The sequence below is a fragment of the Flavobacterium cellulosilyticum genome (assembly GCF_004349355.1).
Classification (GTDB): Bacteria; Bacteroidota; Bacteroidia; order Flavobacteriales; family Flavobacteriaceae; genus Flavobacterium; species Flavobacterium cellulosilyticum.
The window spans coordinates 111,140-132,480 of record NZ_SMFK01000009.1; the positions used below are offsets into that span (position 1 = coordinate 111,140).

24 protein-coding genes are annotated in these 21,341 nt (G+C 31.8%); 6 read left to right on the top strand and 18 right to left on the bottom strand.

Translation table 11 applies throughout. From position 1 onward, the window contains the following. The first annotated feature begins 12 nt into the window (after nucleotides 1-12). Nucleotides 13-1,323, top strand: coding sequence for a chromate efflux transporter (gene chrA / locus E0F76_RS13280; RefSeq protein ID WP_132006905.1), 1,311 nt, complete (start codon nucleotides 13-15; stop codon nucleotides 1,321-1,323). A gap of 69 nt (nucleotides 1,324-1,392) precedes the next feature. Here the strand turns inward: chrA and E0F76_RS13285 are convergent, their stop codons facing one another. Continuing rightward, entirely contained in the window at nucleotides 1,393-2,073 is a 681-nt protein-coding gene (locus E0F76_RS13285; protein WP_132006908.1) for a TetR/AcrR family transcriptional regulator, read from the bottom strand. Between the two features lie 139 nt (nucleotides 2,074-2,212). Here E0F76_RS13285 and E0F76_RS13290 point away from each other — a divergent pair, with 139 nt between their 5' ends. Genes E0F76_RS13290 through E0F76_RS13300 form a run of 3 tightly spaced genes read left to right on the top strand, consistent with a single transcriptional unit; the run spans nucleotide 2,213 to nucleotide 5,065 of the window. Beyond that, entirely contained in the window at nucleotides 2,213-3,748 is a 1,536-nt protein-coding gene (locus tag E0F76_RS13290) for a SulP family inorganic anion transporter (protein WP_132006911.1), read from the top strand. Between the two features lie 43 nt (nucleotides 3,749-3,791). After that, nucleotides 3,792-4,424, top strand: a complete 633-nt coding sequence (locus tag E0F76_RS13295; RefSeq protein ID WP_132006914.1) for a DUF2490 domain-containing protein — start codon at nucleotides 3,792-3,794, stop codon at nucleotides 4,422-4,424. Nucleotides 4,425-4,435: 11 nt separating this feature from the next. After that, nucleotides 4,436-5,065, top strand: coding sequence for a carbonic anhydrase family protein (locus E0F76_RS13300; protein WP_132006917.1), 630 nt, complete (start codon nucleotides 4,436-4,438; stop codon nucleotides 5,063-5,065). Nucleotides 5,066-5,310: 245 nt separating this feature from the next. Here the strand turns inward: E0F76_RS13300 and E0F76_RS13305 are convergent, their stop codons facing one another. The 16 genes from E0F76_RS13305 to E0F76_RS13385 all read right to left on the bottom strand — a co-directional run bounded on the left by E0F76_RS13305 (nucleotide 5,311) and on the right by E0F76_RS13385 (nucleotide 17,518). Continuing rightward, nucleotides 5,311-6,435 carry an ABC transporter permease gene (locus E0F76_RS13305; protein ID WP_132006920.1) on the bottom strand — a complete coding sequence of 375 codons (1,125 nt, stop codon included), beginning with the start codon at nucleotides 6,433-6,435 and terminating at the stop codon, nucleotides 5,311-5,313. 301 nt (nucleotides 6,436-6,736) lie between these two features. Continuing rightward, the gene (locus E0F76_RS13315) at nucleotides 6,737-7,843 is read right to left on the bottom strand and encodes an ABC transporter permease (protein ID WP_132006925.1); all 1,107 of its coding nucleotides are present in this window, start codon (nucleotides 7,841-7,843) and stop codon (nucleotides 6,737-6,739) included. Nucleotides 7,844-7,943: 100 nt separating this feature from the next. Further along, the gene (locus E0F76_RS13320) at nucleotides 7,944-8,678 is read right to left on the bottom strand and encodes an ABC transporter ATP-binding protein (protein ID WP_132006928.1); all 735 of its coding nucleotides are present in this window, start codon (nucleotides 8,676-8,678) and stop codon (nucleotides 7,944-7,946) included. A gap of 129 nt (nucleotides 8,679-8,807) precedes the next feature. Beyond that, complete coding sequence (locus E0F76_RS13325) at nucleotides 8,808-9,704, bottom strand: ABC transporter ATP-binding protein (RefSeq protein ID WP_132006931.1); 897 nt, start codon at nucleotides 9,702-9,704, stop codon at nucleotides 8,808-8,810. A gap of 89 nt (nucleotides 9,705-9,793) precedes the next feature. Further along, entirely contained in the window at nucleotides 9,794-10,669 is an 876-nt protein-coding gene (locus E0F76_RS13330; RefSeq protein WP_132006934.1) for an HlyD family secretion protein, read from the bottom strand. A gap of 47 nt (nucleotides 10,670-10,716) precedes the next feature. Next, a complete protein-coding gene (locus E0F76_RS13335; protein WP_132006937.1) occupies nucleotides 10,717-11,997 on the bottom strand; it encodes a TolC family protein in 1,281 nt (426 codons plus the stop codon). After that, the gene (locus tag E0F76_RS13340) at nucleotides 11,994-12,587 is read right to left on the bottom strand and encodes a TetR/AcrR family transcriptional regulator (RefSeq protein WP_132006940.1); all 594 of its coding nucleotides are present in this window, start codon (nucleotides 12,585-12,587) and stop codon (nucleotides 11,994-11,996) included. The genes E0F76_RS13335 and E0F76_RS13340 overlap by 4 nt, the downstream gene beginning before the upstream one ends. An 84-nt stretch (nucleotides 12,588-12,671) precedes the next feature. After that, entirely contained in the window at nucleotides 12,672-13,292 is a 621-nt protein-coding gene (locus E0F76_RS13345) for a methyltransferase domain-containing protein (protein ID WP_132006943.1), read from the bottom strand. After that, on the bottom strand, nucleotides 13,285-13,590 hold the full coding sequence (locus E0F76_RS13350; protein WP_132006945.1) for a DUF202 domain-containing protein: 306 nt from the start codon (nucleotides 13,588-13,590) through the stop codon (nucleotides 13,285-13,287). Before E0F76_RS13350 ends, E0F76_RS13345 begins: the two co-directional genes overlap by 8 nt. After that, a complete protein-coding gene (locus tag E0F76_RS13355) occupies nucleotides 13,587-13,793 on the bottom strand; it encodes a YgaP family membrane protein (RefSeq protein WP_132006947.1) in 207 nt (68 codons plus the stop codon). The genes E0F76_RS13350 and E0F76_RS13355 overlap by 4 nt, the downstream gene beginning before the upstream one ends. Before the next feature lie 25 nt (nucleotides 13,794-13,818). Then, complete coding sequence (locus tag E0F76_RS13360) at nucleotides 13,819-14,016, bottom strand: DUF6132 family protein (protein WP_132006950.1); 198 nt, start codon at nucleotides 14,014-14,016, stop codon at nucleotides 13,819-13,821. Next, a complete protein-coding gene (gene trxA, locus E0F76_RS13365) occupies nucleotides 14,016-14,318 on the bottom strand; it encodes a thioredoxin (RefSeq protein ID WP_132006953.1) in 303 nt (100 codons plus the stop codon). Before trxA ends, E0F76_RS13360 begins: the two co-directional genes overlap by 1 nt. Nucleotides 14,319-14,320: 2 nt before the next feature. Beyond that, complete coding sequence (locus tag E0F76_RS13370; protein ID WP_132006956.1) at nucleotides 14,321-14,518, bottom strand: hypothetical protein; 198 nt, start codon at nucleotides 14,516-14,518, stop codon at nucleotides 14,321-14,323. Nucleotides 14,519-14,536: 18 nt separating this feature from the next. Then, nucleotides 14,537-15,943, bottom strand: coding sequence for an MBL fold metallo-hydrolase (locus E0F76_RS13375; protein WP_132006959.1), 1,407 nt, complete (start codon nucleotides 15,941-15,943; stop codon nucleotides 14,537-14,539). 77 nt (nucleotides 15,944-16,020) lie between these two features. Next, entirely contained in the window at nucleotides 16,021-16,824 is an 804-nt protein-coding gene (locus tag E0F76_RS13380) for a sulfite exporter TauE/SafE family protein (protein WP_132006962.1), read from the bottom strand. 64 nt (nucleotides 16,825-16,888) lie between these two features. Further along, nucleotides 16,889-17,518 carry a Crp/Fnr family transcriptional regulator gene (locus E0F76_RS13385; protein ID WP_132006965.1) on the bottom strand — a complete coding sequence of 210 codons (630 nt, stop codon included), beginning with the start codon at nucleotides 17,516-17,518 and terminating at the stop codon, nucleotides 16,889-16,891. Nucleotides 17,519-18,378: 860 nt separating this feature from the next. Here E0F76_RS13385 and E0F76_RS13390 point away from each other — a divergent pair. Both E0F76_RS13390 and E0F76_RS13395 read left to right on the top strand, forming a co-directional pair. Further along, nucleotides 18,379-19,236 (top strand): alpha/beta fold hydrolase, encoded by an 858-nt coding sequence (locus E0F76_RS13390; protein ID WP_132006968.1) that lies wholly within the window; start codon nucleotides 18,379-18,381, stop codon nucleotides 19,234-19,236. Between the two features lie 56 nt (nucleotides 19,237-19,292). Next, nucleotides 19,293-19,856, top strand: coding sequence for a C40 family peptidase (locus E0F76_RS13395; protein WP_132006971.1), 564 nt, complete (start codon nucleotides 19,293-19,295; stop codon nucleotides 19,854-19,856). A 155-nt stretch (nucleotides 19,857-20,011) separates the two neighbouring features. Here E0F76_RS13395 and rocD read toward each other — a convergent pair whose 3' ends face one another. After that, nucleotides 20,012-21,262 (bottom strand): ornithine--oxo-acid transaminase, encoded by a 1,251-nt coding sequence (gene rocD, locus E0F76_RS13400; RefSeq protein WP_132006974.1) that lies wholly within the window; start codon nucleotides 21,260-21,262, stop codon nucleotides 20,012-20,014. Between the last annotated feature and the right edge of the window lie 79 nt (nucleotides 21,263-21,341).

A 21,341-nucleotide genomic window follows, 5' to 3' on the forward strand; every position in this document is an offset into this window, starting at 1 on the left:
CAGAAGTAACGAATGGACAAACCTACTTTCCAACAAGCATTAAAATTCTGGATTAAACTTGGTTTTATAAGTTTTGGCGGACCTGCAGGACAAATTGCTATTATGCACGAGTATTTAGTTGACAAAAAAAAGTGGGTCAGCGACAGTAAATTTCTACATGCTTTAAACTATTGTATGATTTTACCTGGTCCCGAAGCACAGCAACTCGCAACGTATATAGGATGGATGCTTCACGGAACTTTAGGAGGTCTTACCGCTGGAATTTTGTTTGTATTGCCATCCATGTTTATTCTTTTTGGATTAAGCACCATTTATGTTACATTCGGAAATATCCCTTGGATTTATGCTATGTTTAGCGGATTAAAACCCGCTGTAATTGCAATTGTAATTTTAGCATTAATCAAAATTAGTAAGAAATCGCTATTAAGTCCATTTCATTATTTAGTAGCAATAGCGGCCTTTATTTGTATTTTCTTTTTGAATATACCTTTTCCACTTATAATTATCGGTTCCATCTTAATGGCAGGATTCACACGACAATTTTTTCCAAAATTCTTTGCAATATCAAAAAAATTAACACCGCATGAGACTACTGATGAAAATGAATATTACATCAACAAAAACACAGTTATCTCAGATATTGGCTTCAAACCATTGCGTTTTTGGAAGCAAATAGCTGTTGGCGTTTTACTTTGGACAATTCCTTTTATATCCTTTTATTTTCTAACTGCTGATTTCGAATTTTGGAAAAAGCTATCCGTTTTCTTTACCAAAGCGGCATTTGTAACTTTTGGTGGTGCGTATGCTGTATTGCCTTATGTGGCTCAGGTTAGTGTGGATCAATTTCATTGGCTTACGAATTTACAAATGATTGACGGTCTTGCTCTGGGAGAAACTACTCCAGGGCCTCTGATTATGGTTCTTGTGTTTGTTGGTTATATGGCAGGATACAATCATTTTGGCAATTCAATAGCTATGGGAGCACTAGGACTAGTAACTACTACATTTTATACTTTTCTTCCCTGTTTCCTGTTTATATTTATTGGAGCACCTATTATCGAAAGAACCCAGGAAAACAAAAAAATAAAAGAAATCCTTGCTTTAGTAACAGCTGCAGTTGTTGGCGTAATATTAAACTTGACTATTTATTTAGGTAAAGCGGTTCTTTTTCCAACTAGGTTTTCCTTTCTAGAACTGGATTATAGCGCACTTATTTGGACATTTATTTCTTTTGTTGCCCTGTTTCGCTACAAAGTAAATATGATTACTTGGATTGGAGTAAGTGCCATTTTTGGACTTAGTTATTATCTAATAACACATTAATACATGTATTTAAATCCAACAAGGTTCGATTATTTAAATAAATTTACACGAAAGTTCAAAAAATTCCAATTACAATTTAGTATCAATACTTGAAAATACTAAATTTTCTAAAAAAGCAATTATATCAGTTTCGTTTTTATTTTCGCCAAAATCAGTTAGCAAGGGAAGGTGAACCATAAAATAATTTTGAAAATGTGCCATTTCAATTATAGTGGTCGCTAATGATTTCGGATACTTATAATCGGAATTATATTCTGAAATCACAGTTCCAATTGCAGCACAAAGTTGCTTATAAGGTTTAAAAAAATGGTGTTTATTATCTTCGCCAACGTGATTTGTCAAATATACTTTAGACCCTTCTGATATTACAATTTGATGCAATAAACTTTCATTTATATAAATAGTCATGTCATCATCTTCTACAGTAGAAGCTAATAATTTTATTATTTTCTTTAATTTAATTGAAGGATCTAAAATGTTATTGGTCTCATAACTAATTTGAAATTCTAACCAACTCCAATACCAAGCTACAATATATATCAATAAACGATGCTTATTTTCAAAGTAACGATAAACACTTGCTTCTGTCGAATTTATTTCTTCTGCCAGTTTTTTAAAAGTAAAAGCTTCAAAACCATTCTTATAAATCATTTGAATACTGTACTGAATTATTTTTTTTCCTAATTCTGAGCGCTCTGGATTACGCAGATATAATTCCTCATTCATTTTTATTTGTACGTGTAATTTCATTTGAAGTTGTTTTGTTAAACTATTTCTTTTTGCAAAAGTAAGAATAAATATTTAACAATTATTTATAATAGCATTACTATTATTATAAATAACATTACTATCTTTGTGAAAAATTTTTATAAATAAAAACTTGAAAAACATGTTTAAAGAAATTAAAAATGATTTACCCGCAAGTATAATAGTATTCTTTGTGGCATTACCATTATGCTTAGGAATTGCTTTAGCTTCGGGAGCACCCTTATTTGCAGGAATAATATCTGGCATTGTTGGAGGTATAGTTGTTGGTATAGCAAGTGGTTCTACTTTAGGAGTAAGTGGCCCAGCAGCAGGATTAGCAGTAATTGTTTTAACAGCTATTGGTACTTTGGGTTCCTGGGAAGTGTTTTTGATGGCTGTGTTATTATCAGGAGCAATTCAATTACTATTAGGATTTGCAAAAGCAGGATTTATTGCTTATTTCTTTCCTTCAGCTGTGATAAAAGGAATGTTGACTGGGATTGGACTTTTAATAATCCTAAAACAAATTCCACATGCTCTTGGTTGGGACAATGATGCGATGGGTGATGATTCTTTTTTGCAAGTAGATGGACAAAATACGTTATCCGAAATTGGAAGCGCCTTAAATTTTATTACTCCTGGTGCCGTAGTTATTGGAATACTATCGTTAGCTATTTTAATTTTTTGGGATAAAGTATTAATGAAAAAACATAAAATATTCCAAATTATTCAAGGTCCAATTGTTGTGGTTGCATTGGGTATATTGATGAATTATTTTTATCAAAACGGAATTTTAGGTTTTTCATTAAATGAAAAGCAATTAGTTTCATTACCTGTTCCAAGTTCAGTAACTGACTTTTTGGGTCAATTTACTTTTCCAGATTTTTCGTCCATTACTAATCCACAAGTTTGGTCAGTAGCTATTGTAATTGCGATAGTTGGAAGTTTAGAAACCTTATTATGTGTTGAAGCGACAGATAAATTGGATCCAGACAGAAGAATTACACCAACCAATCGTGAATTGAAAGCGCAAGGATTAGGTAATATTGTTTCAGGATTGATAGGTGGTATCCCAATTACACAGGTTATTGTGCGTAGTTCTGCCAATATTTCCTTTGGAGGAAAAACAAAAATGTCGGCAATTCTACACGGATTATTCTTATTGATTAGTGCTATTACACTAGTGAAATTAATGAATATGATTCCATTGGCAAGTTTGGCCGCAATATTACTAATGGTGGGTTACAAATTAGCAAAACCTTCCTTATTTGTTGATATGTACAAATTAGGACAGGAACAATTTGTCCCTTTTGCGGCAACTGTTATTGCTATTTTAGCATCCGATTTGTTAAAAGGAATTTCAGTAGGAATTGCTTTTGGTATCTTCTATACTTTACGTCACAGTTATAGAAACTCACACCACCTGAAAGATAAAGTAACTACTGAAGATGGCTCAGAAATACACCATATTGTATTGGCTCAAGAAGTTTCGTTTTTTAATAAAGCAAGTGTAATAAAAGCATTAGATGCAATTCCTGCCAATTCAAAAGTGATTATTGATTTTTCTAAATCAAAATCAGTTGCCTATGATGTATTAGAAATTGTAAAAGATTTTGAAATCCATGCCAAATCGATGAATATTATCGTCGAAAAAATTAAATTTATACCAGCAGCATAATGAAATAAGAAATTTTAGTATTGTTTTTATATTACTTTCAACCATGGGATTTGCTCAAAAAAGCGACATTGGTAATTGGTTAATTTACATTGGAAATCAAAAGATAAATAAAAATTGGAGCATTCATAATGAAATACAATATCGTTCCTACAATTTAATAGATGATACCAATCAACTGCTTTTAAGAACTGGAATTGGATATAATTTAACTGAAAATAATAATACTATTTTATTGGGTTACGGATTCATTAACACTCAAAAATATGTACCAATTTCGGATGATAAATTAGCAATTAATGAACATCGTATTTTTCAACAATTTATTAATCGTCAAAGATTTAACAGACTTTATATACAACACCGCTATAGGATTGAAGAACGATTTTTACCAAACGATTTTCAAATGCGATTTCGCTATTTTTTAGGCGTAAATGTTCCTTTAAATAAAGAAACTATGGATAAGAATGCGTTTTACTTATCGGCTTACAATGAGGTATTTATTAATACCGAAAATCCACTATTTGATCGCAATCGGCTTTATGGAGCTTTGGGTTATGTCATCAATGAAAACATCAAAATAGAAGCTGGTTTTATGGCACAAACTGTAGAAAATTCAAATAGAAATCAATTCCAAATAGCAATATTTAACACTATTCCTTTTAACAATAATAATTAAAATAAATAAAAATGAAAACATTAACTAAAGAAATGCAAGATGGTATTTCGCCTTTAATGGCTTTAGAAATACTAAAAGAGGGCAACAAACGATTTGTAAACAATTTAAAAGCAAATAGAAATTTATTACAACAAGCCAATGAAACCTCTGACGGACAACACCCATTTGCAGTTATCCTGAGTTGTATTGACAGTAGAACATCTGCTGAACTAATTTTCGACCAAGGTTTAGGTGATGTGTTCAGTGTTCGAATTGCAGGAAATATTATCAATGAAGATATTTTGGGTAGTATGGAATTTGGCTGTAAAATAGCAGGTTCAAAAATAATAGTTGTTTTAGGACACACTAAATGTGGCGCCATAAAAGGAGCTTGTGACCATGTAGAAATGGGGAACCTTACTGCATTGCTTACTAAGATCAGACCCGCTGTTGATGATGAAACTACCACCAAAGAAAATCGAAATTCAAGTAATGAAGAGTTTGTTGAAAACGTATCTGCTATCAACGTAAAACGTACCGTGAAAGCCATCTCAGAACGCAGTCCTATTTTAAAAGAAATGATTGAAAGCGGAGAAATTAATATTATTGGTGGGTCTCACAACATTGCAACTGGTGAGGTTACTTTTTACCCTCAAACATAGGTTTAAAACTCTTAGAACCGTACAAATAGAAAATTTGAGTTGAATATCACAACAAGGATTACATTCTATTCTGAATAAATAACAGCTCGTGTAGGAGTAAATTACCCTAGTATTAGCAATTAGTCAGGAAGTTTGGAATGGTCTTTTATTCCAAACTTTGCTTTTTATAATGCTATTTTTAAGCGAATGCTTTTGTACTTTTGAAAGTATCTTTAAATTTTAGCATAACTCAATTTAGACATTCTTTAATTCACTTTTTTATAGGTCCAAACAGCGATGCCATTTAGGGCAATTGCATAGAAAACAATCATAAAAAAGGGTTCAGAAATATCCGAAAACGTGGCGCCTTTGAGCATTACCATCCTAATAATCTCTACAAAATACCGTATTGGATTCAGCAATGTAATATTTTGCGCCCAGATAGGCATACTTTCTATGGGGGTAAATAATCCGCTCATTAAGATAAATAGGACAGCGAAAAACCAAGAAATAAACATGGCTTGTTGCTGTGTATCGGAATTATTAGAAATAATTAATCCAATGCCAAGAATCACCAATAAATAAATGGAAGTGAAGAAATAAATCAATGCAACACTTCCTAAAATAGGAACGCTAAATACAACTCTGGCAATCGTAAGTCCAACAGTCAAAATTACTAAACCCAAAACCCAAAAAGGAAATAACTTACCTATAACGAACTGGTATTTTCGAATGGGAGTAACATTAATTTGTTCTAAGGTACCCATTTCTTTTTCTCGCACGATGTTCATTGATGATAAAAACAATGTTAGCATTGTCACTAACAATACTAAAATCCCTGGAACCATAAAAGTTTTGTAGTTCAATGTATTGTTGTACCAAAACGATGGAATCATCACGATATTAATAGGTTGAACATAATTATCTTTATTGTATTGATACAATTGTGTTTGAACTTTTTGATTGAATCCAGTAATTATTTGTGAAATATAAACATTCTCCACTCCCGCCGCTGCACCATCTATGGCATTGATGCTTACCGATAAATTGGCGTCATTTTCCTTAATTAAATCCCGTTCAAAATGATTTGGTATTTCGAGAATGACATTTACCTTTCCAGTTTCCATTTGAAAATCAGCTTCTTTTTTTGAAGAATAACTATCAATAATTTTAAAATAACTAGAAGCTTGAAATTTAGAAATCAATTCTCTTGAAGCTACTGAATGATCGTTATCGATATACGAAAATTTGATGTTTTTGATTTCGAAACTGGCTGCATTCGATAAAATTAGCAATTGCACCAATGGCAAAACAAATATTATAGGAAGCATTCCTTTATTTCTAAATATTTGTCGGAATTCCTTTTGAATGATGAATAATATTGTTTTCATTTTTTATTGCTTTTTTTGCCACGAAGACACTAAGTCACACAGTTTTTTATGCTGCAGATTTAACTGACTTAAAAGGATTTTCTATTTTTTTAAATTGCCATTGCTATTGTCATTGCTATTGTCATTGCCATTGATATTGCCATTGATATTGCCATTGATATTGCCATTGAAATTGCCATTCAAATTGCCATTCAAATTGCCATTGAAATTGCCATTGAAATTGCCATTGAAATTGTCATTGAAATTGTCATTGAAATTGTCAATGCTATTGTCATTGTTATTGTCATTACTATTAAAATTGTCATTCCAATCTAATTTTATATTTCTTGATACTTACCGCAATAAAAAACACTGTCATTCCAACAAGAATTAAAGTTTCTTTCCAAATAACATCTAGTGTTGCCCCTTTTAATAAAACAGCTTTTATAATGATTATAAACCATTTAGCGGGTATTATATTACTAATTACTTGCAATAGCAATGGCATACTTGAAATGGGGAATATAAAACCTGAAAGTATGATAACAGGTAGCATTAACCCCATTAGCGAAAGCATCATTGCGGTTTGTTGGGTTTGTGAAACGGTCGAAATTAATATTCCTAACGAAAGTGCAGTTGTGATGAATAAAACACTTTCGAATGCCAATAAAAATATATTTCCTTCAATCGGCATTCCGAATACAAAAAATCCTAAAAGCAGAATAATTGCTGCATTTATTATAGACAAGAAAATATACGGAAAAACTTTCCCAACAATAACCTGAAATGGCTTTAAAGGCGAAACCAGTAGCACTTCCATGGTACCCAATTCTTTTTCACGGGTAATGGAAATAGAGGTCATCATTGCCGACACCAGCATTAATATAATAGTCATAACACCAGGAACAAAAGTAAAAACACTCTTTAATTCAGGATTATAATAGAGTCGGGTTTGCGTTTGTATTTGATGGTTTGGTTTGTTGTTTTTATTGATTTCATGCGTATAATTTTGTAAAATGGCATTTACATAATTAGATATTGTATTGGCAACATTTGGATCAGTAGCATCCGTAATCACTTGTACTTTGGCTTGTTTAAGTGTTTGCAGGTTTTTAATAAAATTCTTTTCGAATACTAATACAGCTTTAACTTTTCCTTTTTTGAAAACACTTTCAATTTGTTTTTCGTTGGTAATTTCCTGATTTATTTTAAAATATGCTGAGGCACTGATTTTATTAATTATTTTATGGGTTTCAGCGTCTTTTGATTTATCTAAAATGGCAATATTGACGTTATTAATTTCGTTAGTAATAGCAAAACCAAACAACATTATTTGGGCAATTGGCATACCGAAAAGTATGAACATAGTCCGTTTATCACGAAAAATGTGATAGAATTCTTTTGTTACAAAACCGATGAATCTTTTCATTTTTATACAGGCATTAGGAAAAAGCAATAAGGCATTAATTAAAGGGCATTAGTCATTAATTAGAAATTTTGGCTTTTGGCAAATGCCTTATACCGCATAACTACTCCACATTTCTAGCTAATTTCAAAAACACATCGTTCATTGACGCAACATTGTATTTGGTTTTCAAGTTATTTGGCGTGTCAAGCGCTTCAATAACTCCTTCGACCATAATAGAAACACGATCACAATATTCGGCTTCATCCATATAATGCGTGGTGACGAAAATGGTCGTTCCTTTATTGGCTTCAGCATAAATCATTTCCCAAAATTGTCTTCTGGTAATTGGATCAACTCCTCCTGTTGGTTCATCAAGAAATACGATTTTCGGTTCGTGTAATAATGCAACCGAAAACGATAATTTCTGTTTCCATCCTAATGGTAGTGAACCTACTAATTTATCAATCACATCTTCGAGACCTAATTCAATGACTAATTTTTTTGTTTTTTCCTTTATTTGAATTCTGCTTAATCCATAAATTCCACCAAAAAAAGTAATATTCTCTTTGATCGTTAAATCATCATACATCGAAAATTTTTGACTCATGTAACCAATGCTTCGCTTCACCATTTCAGTTTTCGTTTTCACATCAAATCCCGCAACCAACGCTTCTCCTGAAGTAGGGTTAGAAATACCAATAAGCATTTTCATAGCGGTAGTTTTTCCAGCCCCATTGGCACCAAGAAAACCAAAAATCTCGCCTTCAAACACATCAAACGAAATGTTATTAACCGCAGTGAAGCCGCCAAATCGTTTGGTTAAATTGTGTACTTCTATTATTTTTTCTTTTGTCATATTTTTTTATTGCCACAAATCGAACTAATTATCACAATTTTTATTGCCACAGATTTCACGGATTTTCAAATAGAATAATTATTAAAATCGAATTCAATAGAAAAAATCTGTGTAATCTGTGTTAACTCTTTACAAATCCATAAAAACATCTTCAATTGTTGTATTTCCTATTTTAATTTCAATTTCAGTATTGTTTTGTTTTTCAAGGTAATGTTGTAAATCAATACTATTAAAAGTTGAACTGTTATCGATATAATGAATGAACTCTCCAAAGGCAAAAACACTATATTGACTTGGGTATTTTTTCAAATCCAGAATCAATTGATGCCTGTTTTTAGCTTTGATATTATAAATAACTTTGTCGTATTTTTTGATGATATTTTCGGGCGAATCAATTTTTAAAATGCTGCCTTTTTGAATTAAGGCAATTCTATCACAAAGTACAGCTTCATCCATGTAAGGTGTAGAAACTAAAATCGTGATTCCTTTTTTTTGCAATCTTTTGAGCATTTCCCAAAATTCTTTTCGAGAAACGGGATCCACACCTGTTGTAGGTTCATCTAAAAACAAAACTTTTGGAGCGTGAATTAACGCACAACATAAGGCCAATTTTTGTTTCATTCCACCCGAAAGCGCTCCTGCCCTTCTGGTTTTGAATGGTTCAATTTGAATATAAATATCTTTGATTAAATCGTAATTTTCTTCAATAGTTGTACCGAAAATCGTGGCAAAAAACTTCAAATTTTCCTCGACAGTTAAATCTTGATACAAAGAGAATTTTCCTGGCATATAACCTACTGAATTCCGAATGGCGACATAATCCTTCACAACATCAAAACCCGCAACAGTTGCCGATCCTTCGTTGGCCAATAAAAGCGTGGTTAATGTTCTAAAAATGGTGGTCTTCCCTGCTCCATCTGGTCCAATTAACCCAAATAATTCTCCTTCTTTTACCTCAAAAGAAATGGCATCAATGGCTTTGATTTTGTTGTACGATTTTGAAATATTTTGGACTATTATACTCATATCATTTTAGCCAAAAGCCATTAGGCAAAAGGCAATAGTTAAATTAGCATTTACATTTAAACTTATGGCTATTGGCTAATGCCTTTTGCCTATTTAATCCACATTTCGGCTGGCATTCCTATTTTTAAAACACCATCATTTTTTACTTTCACTTTTACAGCATAAACGAGATTAACCCGTTCTTCTTTGGTTTGAATGATTTTCGGAGTAAATTCAGCTGATGATGAAATCCAGGAAATTGTTCCTTGATAGGATTTCATTTCTTTACCAAAATCAATTTTCACGCTTACAATTTGTCCAATCTTAATTTTTGGCAATTGCGTTTCATCCACATAAACACGTAAAGTCATTTCAGTAATATCGGCAATTTTATATAATGGTTTTCCAAAAGCAGTAACCTCGTTTGGTTCGGCATATTTTGCTAAAACAGTTCCCTTTATGGGATTGATTATTTTGCATTTTTCAATCTGGTCATTGATTTTTTCTATTTGTACATCGATTGATCTTACATCGTTTACGATAGGATCATTCTGAGTTGCAACACTTTTTATTTGCTCATTCAATACATTTACTTTGCCTACAATTTCGTCTACTTGCCTTTTTGTAGCAGCATTTTCAGCAAACATATTTTCGATTCTCTTTTTTTCGATTAAGGTAGTTTTGAGTTGTTCTTGCAAAACACTTCTTTGAGACAATACATTTCTAGATTTAGAATAAATCGTCGCTTTTGAAGCGATTAACTGTTGTTTGCTATAATACAACTGAGTCGTATCTACCAATCCCACTTGTGTTTCTGGCTGTAGAATAACACCTTCTTCGAGTTTTAAATACTCAATATTTCCATTCGCTTCCGAAGAAATAGTAACTTCGGTAGCTTCAAAATTGCCGTAACCATCTGCTTTGTCGTTGTTTTTAGTACAAGAAATCAAACTTGTAAGGATTAAGAATGTGACTATTTTCATCATTATATATTTCTTTTATTTTTTAATTTGATTGAATTTGATTCAACTATTTAATTTCCCAATTCGGGAATTAAAGGGATACCTTTACTAATTTGATAATTGGCTTTGGCCAAATCCAACTGAATTTCATGCGTTTTTTGATTTATCTTGGCTTCAAATAAATTGGTGAATTCCACCAAATATTCCGATGACGTAATGACACCATTTTTTAATTGTGCATCCATTGATTTAACCACATCTTCTCGCAAAGTAATTATTTCAGAATCTGATTTGATGATTCCTTCCGTTTTATATATTTCGTTTTCCATTACTTGCAATTGCAGCTTGTTGTTAAGCAAAAAAGTTTCTTTTTCAGTTGAAACAATGGCTGCCGAAACCGAAAGCATTTGTTTTTCAGTTTTGGATTTATTCCAATCAAAAACATTCCAATTGGCTTTTAATCCAACGATATAAAATGTTTGAAATGAATTATCTAACATATTCAATCCAGGATTTCCGTAACCTGCCTGTCCAAATGCATTAATTTTTGGCAATTTATTTTTTGAAACTATATTTTTTGAATCCTCAATTTGTTCGTTTTGAAAATCAAAAAGTTTCAATTCAGGACGATTATTTTCTAAATTGAAATCTACTGAGATTATGGATTGAACCAAAACTACATTTTCGGCTATTGTCGAAAAAGTCAATGCAGACAAATTTTCCAACAACCTTTTTTTATCAAATTGAATACTGACGAGTTGTTGATTAATTTTTAATTTTTCAGCTTCCAATACTTTTTCTGATGAAGGTAGAATGGCGCCAAATTTGACTCCAGTTTTCACTTCGTTAATCTTGGAAATTAATTGGTCTTGTTTCGAAAGTAAAATAGATTTTTGATTTTGGAGTAACAAAACCGAAAAATACAACTGATTAATTTGAGTTTTGATTTGATACAAATTCACTTCAACTTGTTGTTGTTGGGTTTTGGATTGTAACATTTTGAGTTTTGCATTCGCATCGATTAATCCACCATTATACAACAATTGATTTACATCTAAAGTTGCACGATATTGGTCTTTATTAATTGGAACCACATTAGGCAACGGAATTGGCAAACCCGTAACATCCGATTGATAGGTTGCTTGCGCATTAAGATCGATTTTAGGCAATTTCCCTAAATTGAGAACATCAATGTCCAATATCGATTTTTGTTGCAATAAATCAATTTGTTTGGCCAAAGGGTAATTTGCATTTGCCAAAGTATAGCAATCCACCAAAGTTAGTTTTTCTTGCGCCGTTGCAAACAAAGGCAAAAGCAATCCTGCCAAAGCTATCTTTATAATCAGTTTCATTTTTTTATGGAATTAATAATTTGTTCAGCGATTGATGTTTTTCGTTCTTCCATCATTTGATTGAATTCAGAATCTGAAATATGAATTATTCCTTTAACCATTATTTGGGCTGCAAAAGGAAAAACAGTCATCGAAAATATATCGAGCAAAAGTTGTTTTGGATTAATGGGTTTTAAAATTCCAGCTTGAATTTCGGTTTTAATTTGAGTAAGAAACAATTCTGGATTGGGTCTTTTTTCATTATTAAAAAACTGCATGACAAATTCCGGATTATTATTCATTTCTTGAATTACAAAAGCAGGTAGAAATGGATTTTGAATTACAAAAGAAATATAACTTTTGGTGAATTTTTTAATTTTATCAAAAACACATTCCTCTGAATTAAATATATCATTGATTTGGGGTGCCAATTCTCCGAATGCATTCATAAAAACAGCTTCGAATAACAATTGTTTGTTTTTAAAACAATAATGTAGCATTGCTTTGTTGATTCCCGCTTCATCTGCAATTTCTTGCATCCTCGCACCTGCAAAGCCTTTTTTTTGGAATACAATTCGAGCAGCATTAAATATTTTTTCTTCTGTTGTCATTATACTAACTATACGGTTTAACCATTTGGTTAGTAAATGTACTAAAAAAAAGTATTCAATAAGAATACTTTAATAACTATTACTTTAATTTTCCTTTTTCAATAATTCTACAAACAATTCATTATTAGCTCTTTTTGGAATTGAATTTTGACATAATTCCATTTTTAAAATATGGAAATTTTCACCAAATAGCATTTCATATTCTTTTTGAGTCCCACCAAATGGAGGGCAATCTTCGAAAATTTTATTAAAAAGCAAACCTGCTAATATTCCGTTTTCTTTCAAAAGCTGATGCACTTTCAAAGCATATTGGATACGCATTATAGGTGGCAATGCACAAAAAAAAGTTTGCTCAAGAATTAAATCATATTTTCCTTCATGATCAAAAAAATCACCTTCCATTATTTTAACATTGGCGTTTTCTTTGAATTTTTCCCGCAGATGTTCCACTAATGTTGGAGCAATATCAATTATTGTAACATTTGTAAAACCGAGTTGCATCAAATACTCTGCTTCATATGAATTTCCACAGCCTGGAATAAGTATGCTTATGTCTTTATTAATTAATGTATCTATATATTCTTTTAGTGGAGGAGAAACTCTGCCCACATCCCAACCTGTATCATGCACTTTGTACAAATGATCCCAAAACTCTTGGTTCAACACTTTCCCATCCGTGGTCAAAAATGATTTGGAACTACTCAAAATAATCTATTTTATAATCCCCTATATTTTTTTCGTTTTCTCCAATCATTTTTTTCTGTTTGAAAAAATTAATTATTCCCATTATAAAAATCACTGCTGAAATAATAAAAAAAATAATCTCTATGTAAAAACTGTTATCAATTTTCAGTAAGCTCTCGACACTAATCTCTGCAATAAAAAAATACAAAGAAGTTCTTAGAAATGCTAAATAAGTTGTTTGATTTGCCAAATTAGTTCTTTGCAAAGCCAATCGTTCCCTTAGAATGAGATCTTTATTAATTGTTTTTTCTGGAATCATTTTGTTTTTTTACAGGTATTAAAACCAAAAGGGAAGTATAATGGGCAAAAGCTTATAAAACTAGTCACTAAAAAGATAATGGCTAAAGCTCCTAAAACTATTGCTGCAGATCCTTCAATCGCTTTTGTAAAATATAAAACACCAATTACAATTGCAAAAACTACACGACTTATTCTATCTGCTGAACCCATGTTTTTTTTCATGATTTTGAATTAAATTGGTTAAAAATTAAGATTTTTTTGGTGCTTTTACAAACATATTAAAAAGCAATCCACCCATCAAAGCACCGTATAAAGTACTATTTAATGGTTTTGAAGTTATCGCACAAGTTCCTGATAAACAACCCACATAATGATAATAAAGATAGCCTCCAATTGCTCCCGCAATAATTCCAATTCCCGTTACGATAATCCCTTTTTTAGTCATTAGTTGCTTTTTTCAATAATCGTTTTTATGATTTCTTCTTTGGTTAAAACACCTGATTGTCGCCATAATTGTTTTCCATTTTGAAATAAAATCATTGTAGGTACGCCACGAACCTGATATTTTGATGCTATGCCTTGGTTTTTATCGACATCTATTTTTATAACTGTAATTCGATCTCCTAAGTTATCTTTTACATCTTTCAAAATTGGAGCTAACATTTTGCATGGTCCGCACCAAGTAGCAAAAAAATCAATTAATACTGGTTTTTCTGATTTTATAATAGTGTTAAAGCTAGTACTCATATTTATATGTTTTTAATATTTGGTAATGCACAACCATTAGGACCGCAACCTAAATTGAAAATTCCTTGATATAAAAAAAATAATCCAAAAGCTATAAAAAACCAATCATGAGTGATATAGGCCTGAGAAAACAAAAACAGTGCAAAAGCCAATCGAAGCCAACGCATAAAATGCCAGTTTGTAAAAATTAATTGTTTCATTTACACAAGGTGTTTCACTTATTTCAAAGTTGTTGGACAAACAAAATTGGTTGTTTTTATTCCTGTTTTTTTAATGGCCGAAAATCCACCCAAAATATTAACTACATTATGATATCCTCTTGCTTTTAGTATAGAAGCAGCAATTACAGAACGATAACCCCCAGTACAATGTATGAAGAACTCTTCTTCTTTTGGAAATTCTGCTAAATGATCATTAATATATTCTAAGGGTGTTGAAGGAGCATCAATAACATGTTCTGAGTCATATTCAGGTTCTTTTCGAACATCAAAAACAGGTACTTTATCCTCCATCATATCTTCTAAGGTTTGTACTGAAACTGAACTTACGGTGTCATACTCTAATCCTTCATTTTTCCAGGTATCAAACCCTCCTTTTAAATAACCCAAAGTGTTATCATAACCAACTCTTGCTAGTCTCAATATACTTTCCTCTTCTCTTCCCACTGGAGTAACTAAGAGGATGGGTTGTTTTATATCTTTAATTAAAGTCCCAACCCAAGGGGCAAAATCACCGTCAATTCCAATAAAAATAGATTTTGGAATATGTCCTTTGGAATAATCGTCTTGATGGCGAACATCTAGAATTACCGTATCAATTTCATTGGCAACTTTTTCAAATGTTTCAACATCATATGCAACCGCATCTCTAATAATATTTTCGACATTACCATACCCCTCTTTGTTGAGTTTTGCATTCAATGGAAAATATACTGGTGGAGGCAATAAACCATCTGTTACTTCTTTTATAAAATCTTCCTTAGTCATATCGGCACGCAGCGCATAATTGACACTCTTTTCTTCCCCTATAGACCCTACTGTTTCTTTACTTAAATTTTTACCACAAGCACTTCCAGCACCGTGAGCAGGATATACAATCACATCATCAGCCAATGTCATTACTTTTGTTCTCAAACTATCAAATAGGATTCCTGCTAGTTGCTCTTTTGTCATATTAGATGCTTTTTGAGCTAAATCAGGTCTTCCTACATCTCCTAAAAACAAGGTGTCACCACTAAATAAAGCATGATCTTTTCCGTTTTTATCCTTTAATAAATAACACGAACTTTCCAGCGTATGACCTGGGGTATGAATAAGGGTTAGCGTAATATCACCTAGATGAAATACTTCACCGTCTTTTGCAATATGGGATTTAAAACTTGGCTTAGCTGTTGGCCCAAAAATTATAGGAGCTCCCGTTTTTTTGGCTAAAGTGACATGTCCGCTAACAAAGTCTGCATGAAAATGTGTCTCAAAAATATATTTTATTTTTGCGTTATCTTTATCGGCTCTATCAATATAAGGCTGTACTTCTCTTAATGGATCAATAATAGCCACTTCACCATTACTTTCGATATAATATGCACCTTGCGCTAAACAACCTGTATATATTTGTTTTATTTTCATTTTTAAAGTGTATTTATAATGTAAATTTATTTAATTTTTATTCGAATTCTATACTAAATCAACAATTTAGTAAATTATTATGAGAGAAACAATTCTTTAAGGATGATGTAAATTCCCATTGCAAGTACAAACCAACCAAAACCTATTTTAAGTTTTTCATCATCTACTTTTTTGGATATAGCGTTTCCTATTAGAATCCCACCTATTGATGCGATCGTAAATAGCTGCAATAATTTCCAGTCTATCATTTCATTACCCATAAGATCACCCGTAAACCCAATTAATGATTGTGATGATACTATAAAAAGAGAGGTTCCAACAGCCATTTTCATGGGTATTCTAGCGAATATAAGTAAAGTAGGAACAATTAAAAATCCACCTCCAGCTCCTACAAATCCAGAAACAAGTCCAATTAAAATTCCTAAGAATACAATTTTAATATAATTGAGTTTTTCACTTTCCGAATGTATGATTTCTTTCAAAGGTTTTATCATTCTAACCGATGCAAAAATCATGACAAATGCAAAAACTACCATTATCAAAACTGATTTGTGCATGGTAAAAATTTCAGATGTGAAGATAACTTCCGTGATATTAGGAACAAGTATTTTTCGAGTTACAAACACCGTGAGTACAGAAGGAATCCCAAATAAAATTACCTTTTTAAAATCAACTAATTTTTGTCGGGCCTTATGAATCCCACCAACCAATGAAGTTGTACCAATAATAAATAACGAATATGCTGTGGCCAATGTAGGCTCAATTCCCATTACATAAACTAAAATAGGAACCGAAAGTATGGAGCCACCACTTCCAATCATGCCCAATGTTATTCCAACAAAAACTGCTAATACATATCCAATAGTTTGAGATAATTCCATTTATTATAAACTTTGAATACAAAAGTAGCTGTATTATACTCTCTTTTTTGTAACAAATGTTACCTTAACGCAATAATACAATTGAGGATCTATTCAATTTAATTTTTCCCTTGTTTTCTAAAGCTTTAAGCAAACGTGAAATTACAACTCTTGAAGTATGTAAGTCATAGGCTATTTCCTGATGTGTACTTAGAATTTCATTGGAATTATTGATTTTCACCTTTTCAAATAAATACTTTAACAATCGCTCATCCATATTCATAAATGCCAGATTATCAATAGCTGATAGCATTTCTTTTAAACGATTATTATAACTATTAAAAACAAAATTTCTCCAACTTTTATATTTACCTAACCATTCTTCCATTTTAGCAACTGGAATCATGACAACTGTACCTTTTGTTTCAGCAACAGCTCTAATTTCACTTTTTGTTTCTCCTAAACAACATGCCATTGTCATGGCACAGGTATCTCCTTTTTCGATAAAATACAATAACAATTCGCCTTCATCAAAATCCTCTCGTAAAATTTTTATAGCTCCTGAAATTAGTAGTGGCATTTTCCGGATTGGATCTCCAAAATCGATTAAAACATCCCCTTCTTTAAAATCTCGTAATAAAGAAGATTCTGTAATTTCATCGATTAATTTATCTTCAAATAGGTATCCGTAAGTCTGTTTGATTGAATCTTTCATTAGTATTGAGGCATTTTTTAATGGTAAATTTCGTTAAAATAAATTACTAAAAAAATTAAAAGGTCAACTAAAAATACCTTTAGAAACAAATCGTTTTTAAAACAATTAACCTCATGGATAACAAATGATAGAAAAACAATTTAATTCATTTTCTGAATTTCACTTCAAATAAAAAAAATCAGCAACTAATGAAAATACTTATGGTAGGCGGAGTTGCTGGATAAGCAACTGCCGCCACAAGATTAAGAAGATGAAGCGAAGAAAATGAAATTATAATTTTTGAAAAAGGATAACAGGTTCGTTTTGAATATTGTGGTCTACCCTTTCATAAAAGGAGACAAAATTACAATTCGAAATAAATTTTTTATAGGATCAATTAGACATCCTTCTTTCTATCGAAAAGACAACTTTAATAGATTTTAGAATCAAATTCGAATTCGGAAACGGTCCAATACCTAATGCCATCAACATGCATAGGGATACTTTCAGATAATACCTAGATTTATTTGACAAGAACACGAAGTATAATATTTACTGTCAGGTCGATTTAAGAGGCTATCTCGCTGAAAGCATTTTGAGAAATTATAACAATTATTTCGTGAACTTTAATGGTGATTAAATACTTTTAAAACCAATGAATTGTTAAAATTTAAACTGTCAGATTAAATACAAAAGCCCATCAACATTTTTTATAGGATAGTTGAAGGGCTTTTTTCTGTGTTATTTCCAAAGAGTGAATTATATAATTCTTAGGATAAATTTCGTAAGACTTTCCGTTAATTCAATCCCTAATTTTGCTATTTACATTTTATATTATCCCTTTTGATAATTTCAAATCAACTAAAAACAACAAAATCATCATGGAAACAGCAACGAAAGGTTACAATTTAACGATTAATGTAAACAACTTTAATTTGTCTTATGATGATGTTGGCGAAGGAAGTATTCCCATTATCTTCTTGCATGGTTTTCCTTTCGATAAAACAATGTGGCAAGGTCAACTTGATTTTTTTAAATCTTCCTATCGACTGATCGCTTACGATAGCAGAGGGTTTGGAAAATCAACAGACGAGGAATCAGTTCTTAGTATTGATATGTTTGCGGATGATTTAATAACGTTTATGGATACATTAAATATTGACAAAGCCATTCTTTGTGGTTTGTCAATGGGAGGCTTCATAACACTTAATGCAATGAAAAGATATCCAAATCGTTTTGAGGCTATGATTTTATGTGATACACAATGTATTTCCGACACTCCTGAAACCAAAGTAAAACGATATGAAAATATTCAAGAAATAGAAGCCAATGGAGTATCAAATTACAATGAAGGTTTTCTAAAAACTGTTTTTCATAAAGACTCCTTGGCAAACAAAACAGATTTAGTGAAGCAATTGCGAGATGTCGTGTTTTACAATTCCCAACATGTTATCAGTCAAGGATTAGTAGCGTTGGGCGGCCGATTAGAAACTTGTTCTTGCTTGAGCGAAATACGAATTCCAACATTGATTATTTGCGGTAAGGGAGATTTAGTAACACCATTGGAACAATCTAAATTTATGAATAAAAACATCAAAGGATCTATTCTCAAAGTCATTGAAAATGCGGGCCACGTATCCAACTTAGAACAGCCTAAAGAATTCAACAAGCATCTAGAGGAATTCCTGACCTCTTTAAGTGGTATAAATGTGTTCAGTCTTATTGAAAATCAAAAATAAAATTAAATGATTAACAATAATTTGATTTCTCTTATTACTTACTAATTCCTTTTTTTATGATTTCTAAAAAATTAAGTTCCGTACTATTTGCAAAACTTATGGGGTTAGTAGTGCTATTCTTGTGTTTCATCACCTACGGTTCATTAAAAAGAGTTAATAGACTACCTAAAATTGAAGAAACTTATATCAAAAACATTCCTATAGCTCCTATTAAAACTACTATTTCTTTAAGGGACAATATTGTTCTCTTTGGAAAGGAATTATTAGGAACTCCTTATGTTGAAGCTGCCTGTAGTAGGGATGGTTTTGATTGTTCTGGATTTGTTTTCTATGTTTTTCAGCATCATAAAATTCAGGTACCGAGAAGTTCTTCCCAATTTAGTGATTTTGGGAGAGAAATACCTATTGAAAACGTAAGAAAGGGTGATATACTGGTGTTTTTAAGTCCTACCAGAAACAGTATAGGCCATGTGGGTATTGTTACAAATCCAAAAGGAAAAGAAAGTGATTTTATCCATGCCACTTCGGGTAGAGAAATGAAAGTGATTATTACCAATCTACAAAATGCGGGCTATACCCGCAGATTTGTAAAAGCTGTAGATGTACTATTTACTAATTGATGCAAAGATTTATTGCCGAATTCAGGTTTTCCACTTTATGGCTTATCACCTCAATTTCAATGATTGCAACTTCAGTATTTCAACTCTTTTTTTACCATCAATTTCAGCCCTATACTATTACTATATTATTTAAATGATCAAGTCTATCCTATTATTTATCTAAAATCATTCAATGACTTTTCTATAATTGCTAAACATTCCTCAATTTGACTTTCAGTAATGACCAATGGTGGCGCAAAACGAATTTTGTTACCGTGAGTTGGTTTTGCTAATAATCCATTTTCACTAAATTTCATGCAAATCTCCCAAGCCAAATCAGATTCTTCATCACAATCAACTACAATGGCGTTTAATAATCCTTTTCCTCTAACTAAGGTTATCAAGGAATTTCTTTGGGCAATTTCATTCAACCTTTTTCTTAAAATTATCCCCAAACGTTCAGCATTTTCGGCCAATTTTTCATCTTTAATAACATCTAAAGCAGCAATAGCAACAGCAGCAGCAATTGGATTTCCTCCAAAAGTGGAACCATGTTGACCTGGTTTAATCACATTCATTATAGCATCATTTGCCAAAACTGCCGAAACAGGATATACACCTCCAGAAAGTGCTTTTCCTAAAATCAAAATATCGGGTTGCACATTTTCATGATGAACCGCCAATAATTTTCCCGTTCTTGCAATTCCGGTTTGCACTTCATCGGCAATAAATAGAGCATTATACTGTTCACAAAGAGCTTTGGCTTTCGCCAAATAACCTTCTGCAGGAACATAAACTCCAGCTTCTCCCTGAATAGGTTCTACTAAGAAACCAGCAATATTGGGCGTTGATTGCAATACTTTTTCTAAAGCTTCAATATCATCGTAAGGAATTTTAATAAAACCGTCAGTGAAAGGACCAAAACTTTTACGGGCATTTTCATCATTCGAAAAGGAAATTATGGTTGTAGTTCTACCATGAAAATTATTCTCACAAACAATAATTTGCGCCTGATTTTCTGGAATTCCTTTTACTTCATACGCCCATTTTCTACACAATTTAATCGCCGTTTCCACCGCCTCGGCACCGGTATTCATAGGCAACACTTTATCAAAACCAAAATAGTCAGTGATGTATTCTTCAAAGTTTCCTAATTTATTATTATAAAAAGCACGTGAAGTCAACGTTAATGTCTGCGCTTGCGTGATCATGGCATTCACAATTTTTGGATGACAATGCCCTTGATTGACTGCGGAATAAGCGGATAAGAAATCAAAATATTTTTTCCCGTCCATATCCCAAACATAAACTCCTTCTCCTTTTTCTAAAACTACGGGTAATGGATGGTAATTGTTCGCACCATATTTATTTTCTTTTTCTATTAATGCTACTGCTTTTAACGAAAGTGATTGTTGTAATTGATCCATGAATGATTGCTTTTTTATACTATAATAACACAAAATTACTGTAAATTTTTATATCTAGATAACAAATAGGACTTATTGA

Coding starts and splice junctions, on each gene's coding strand:
- chrA (WP_132006905.1), top strand. CDS start 13: ATGGACAAACCTACTTTCCAACAAGCATTAAAATTCTGGATTAAACTT.
- E0F76_RS13285 (WP_132006908.1), bottom strand. CDS start 2,073: ATGAAATTACACGTACAAATAAAAATGAATGAGGAATTATATCTGCGT.
- E0F76_RS13290 (WP_132006911.1), top strand. CDS start 2,213: ATGTTTAAAGAAATTAAAAATGATTTACCCGCAAGTATAATAGTATTC.
- E0F76_RS13295 (WP_132006914.1), top strand. CDS start 3,792: ATGGGATTTGCTCAAAAAAGCGACATTGGTAATTGGTTAATTTACATT.
- E0F76_RS13300 (WP_132006917.1), top strand. CDS start 4,436: ATGAAAACATTAACTAAAGAAATGCAAGATGGTATTTCGCCTTTAATG.
- E0F76_RS13305 (WP_132006920.1), bottom strand. CDS start 6,435: ATGAAAACAATATTATTCATCATTCAAAAGGAATTCCGACAAATATTT.
- E0F76_RS13315 (WP_132006925.1), bottom strand. CDS start 7,843: ATGAAAAGATTCATCGGTTTTGTAACAAAAGAATTCTATCACATTTTT.
- E0F76_RS13320 (WP_132006928.1), bottom strand. CDS start 8,678: ATGACAAAAGAAAAAATAATAGAAGTACACAATTTAACCAAACGATTT.
- E0F76_RS13325 (WP_132006931.1), bottom strand. CDS start 9,704: ATGAGTATAATAGTCCAAAATATTTCAAAATCGTACAACAAAATCAAA.
- E0F76_RS13330 (WP_132006934.1), bottom strand. CDS start 10,669: ATGATGAAAATAGTCACATTCTTAATCCTTACAAGTTTGATTTCTTGT.
- E0F76_RS13335 (WP_132006937.1), bottom strand. CDS start 11,997: ATGAAACTGATTATAAAGATAGCTTTGGCAGGATTGCTTTTGCCTTTG.
- E0F76_RS13340 (WP_132006940.1), bottom strand. CDS start 12,587: ATGACAACAGAAGAAAAAATATTTAATGCTGCTCGAATTGTATTCCAA.
- E0F76_RS13350 (WP_132006945.1), bottom strand. CDS start 13,590: ATGATTCCAGAAAAAACAATTAATAAAGATCTCATTCTAAGGGAACGA.
- E0F76_RS13355 (WP_132006947.1), bottom strand. CDS start 13,793: ATGAAAAAAAACATGGGTTCAGCAGATAGAATAAGTCGTGTAGTTTTT.
- E0F76_RS13360 (WP_132006950.1), bottom strand. CDS start 14,016: ATGACTAAAAAAGGGATTATCGTAACGGGAATTGGAATTATTGCGGGA.
- trxA (WP_132006953.1), bottom strand. CDS start 14,318: ATGAGTACTAGCTTTAACACTATTATAAAATCAGAAAAACCAGTATTA.
- E0F76_RS13370 (WP_132006956.1), bottom strand. CDS start 14,518: ATGAAACAATTAATTTTTACAAACTGGCATTTTATGCGTTGGCTTCGA.
- E0F76_RS13375 (WP_132006959.1), bottom strand. CDS start 15,943: ATGAAAATAAAACAAATATATACAGGTTGTTTAGCGCAAGGTGCATAT.
- E0F76_RS13380 (WP_132006962.1), bottom strand. CDS start 16,824: ATGGAATTATCTCAAACTATTGGATATGTATTAGCAGTTTTTGTTGGA.
- E0F76_RS13385 (WP_132006965.1), bottom strand. CDS start 17,518: ATGAAAGATTCAATCAAACAGACTTACGGATACCTATTTGAAGATAAA.
- E0F76_RS13390 (WP_132006968.1), top strand. CDS start 18,379: ATGGAAACAGCAACGAAAGGTTACAATTTAACGATTAATGTAAACAAC.
- E0F76_RS13395 (WP_132006971.1), top strand. CDS start 19,293: ATGATTTCTAAAAAATTAAGTTCCGTACTATTTGCAAAACTTATGGGG.
- rocD (WP_132006974.1), bottom strand. CDS start 21,262: ATGGATCAATTACAACAATCACTTTCGTTAAAAGCAGTAGCATTAATA.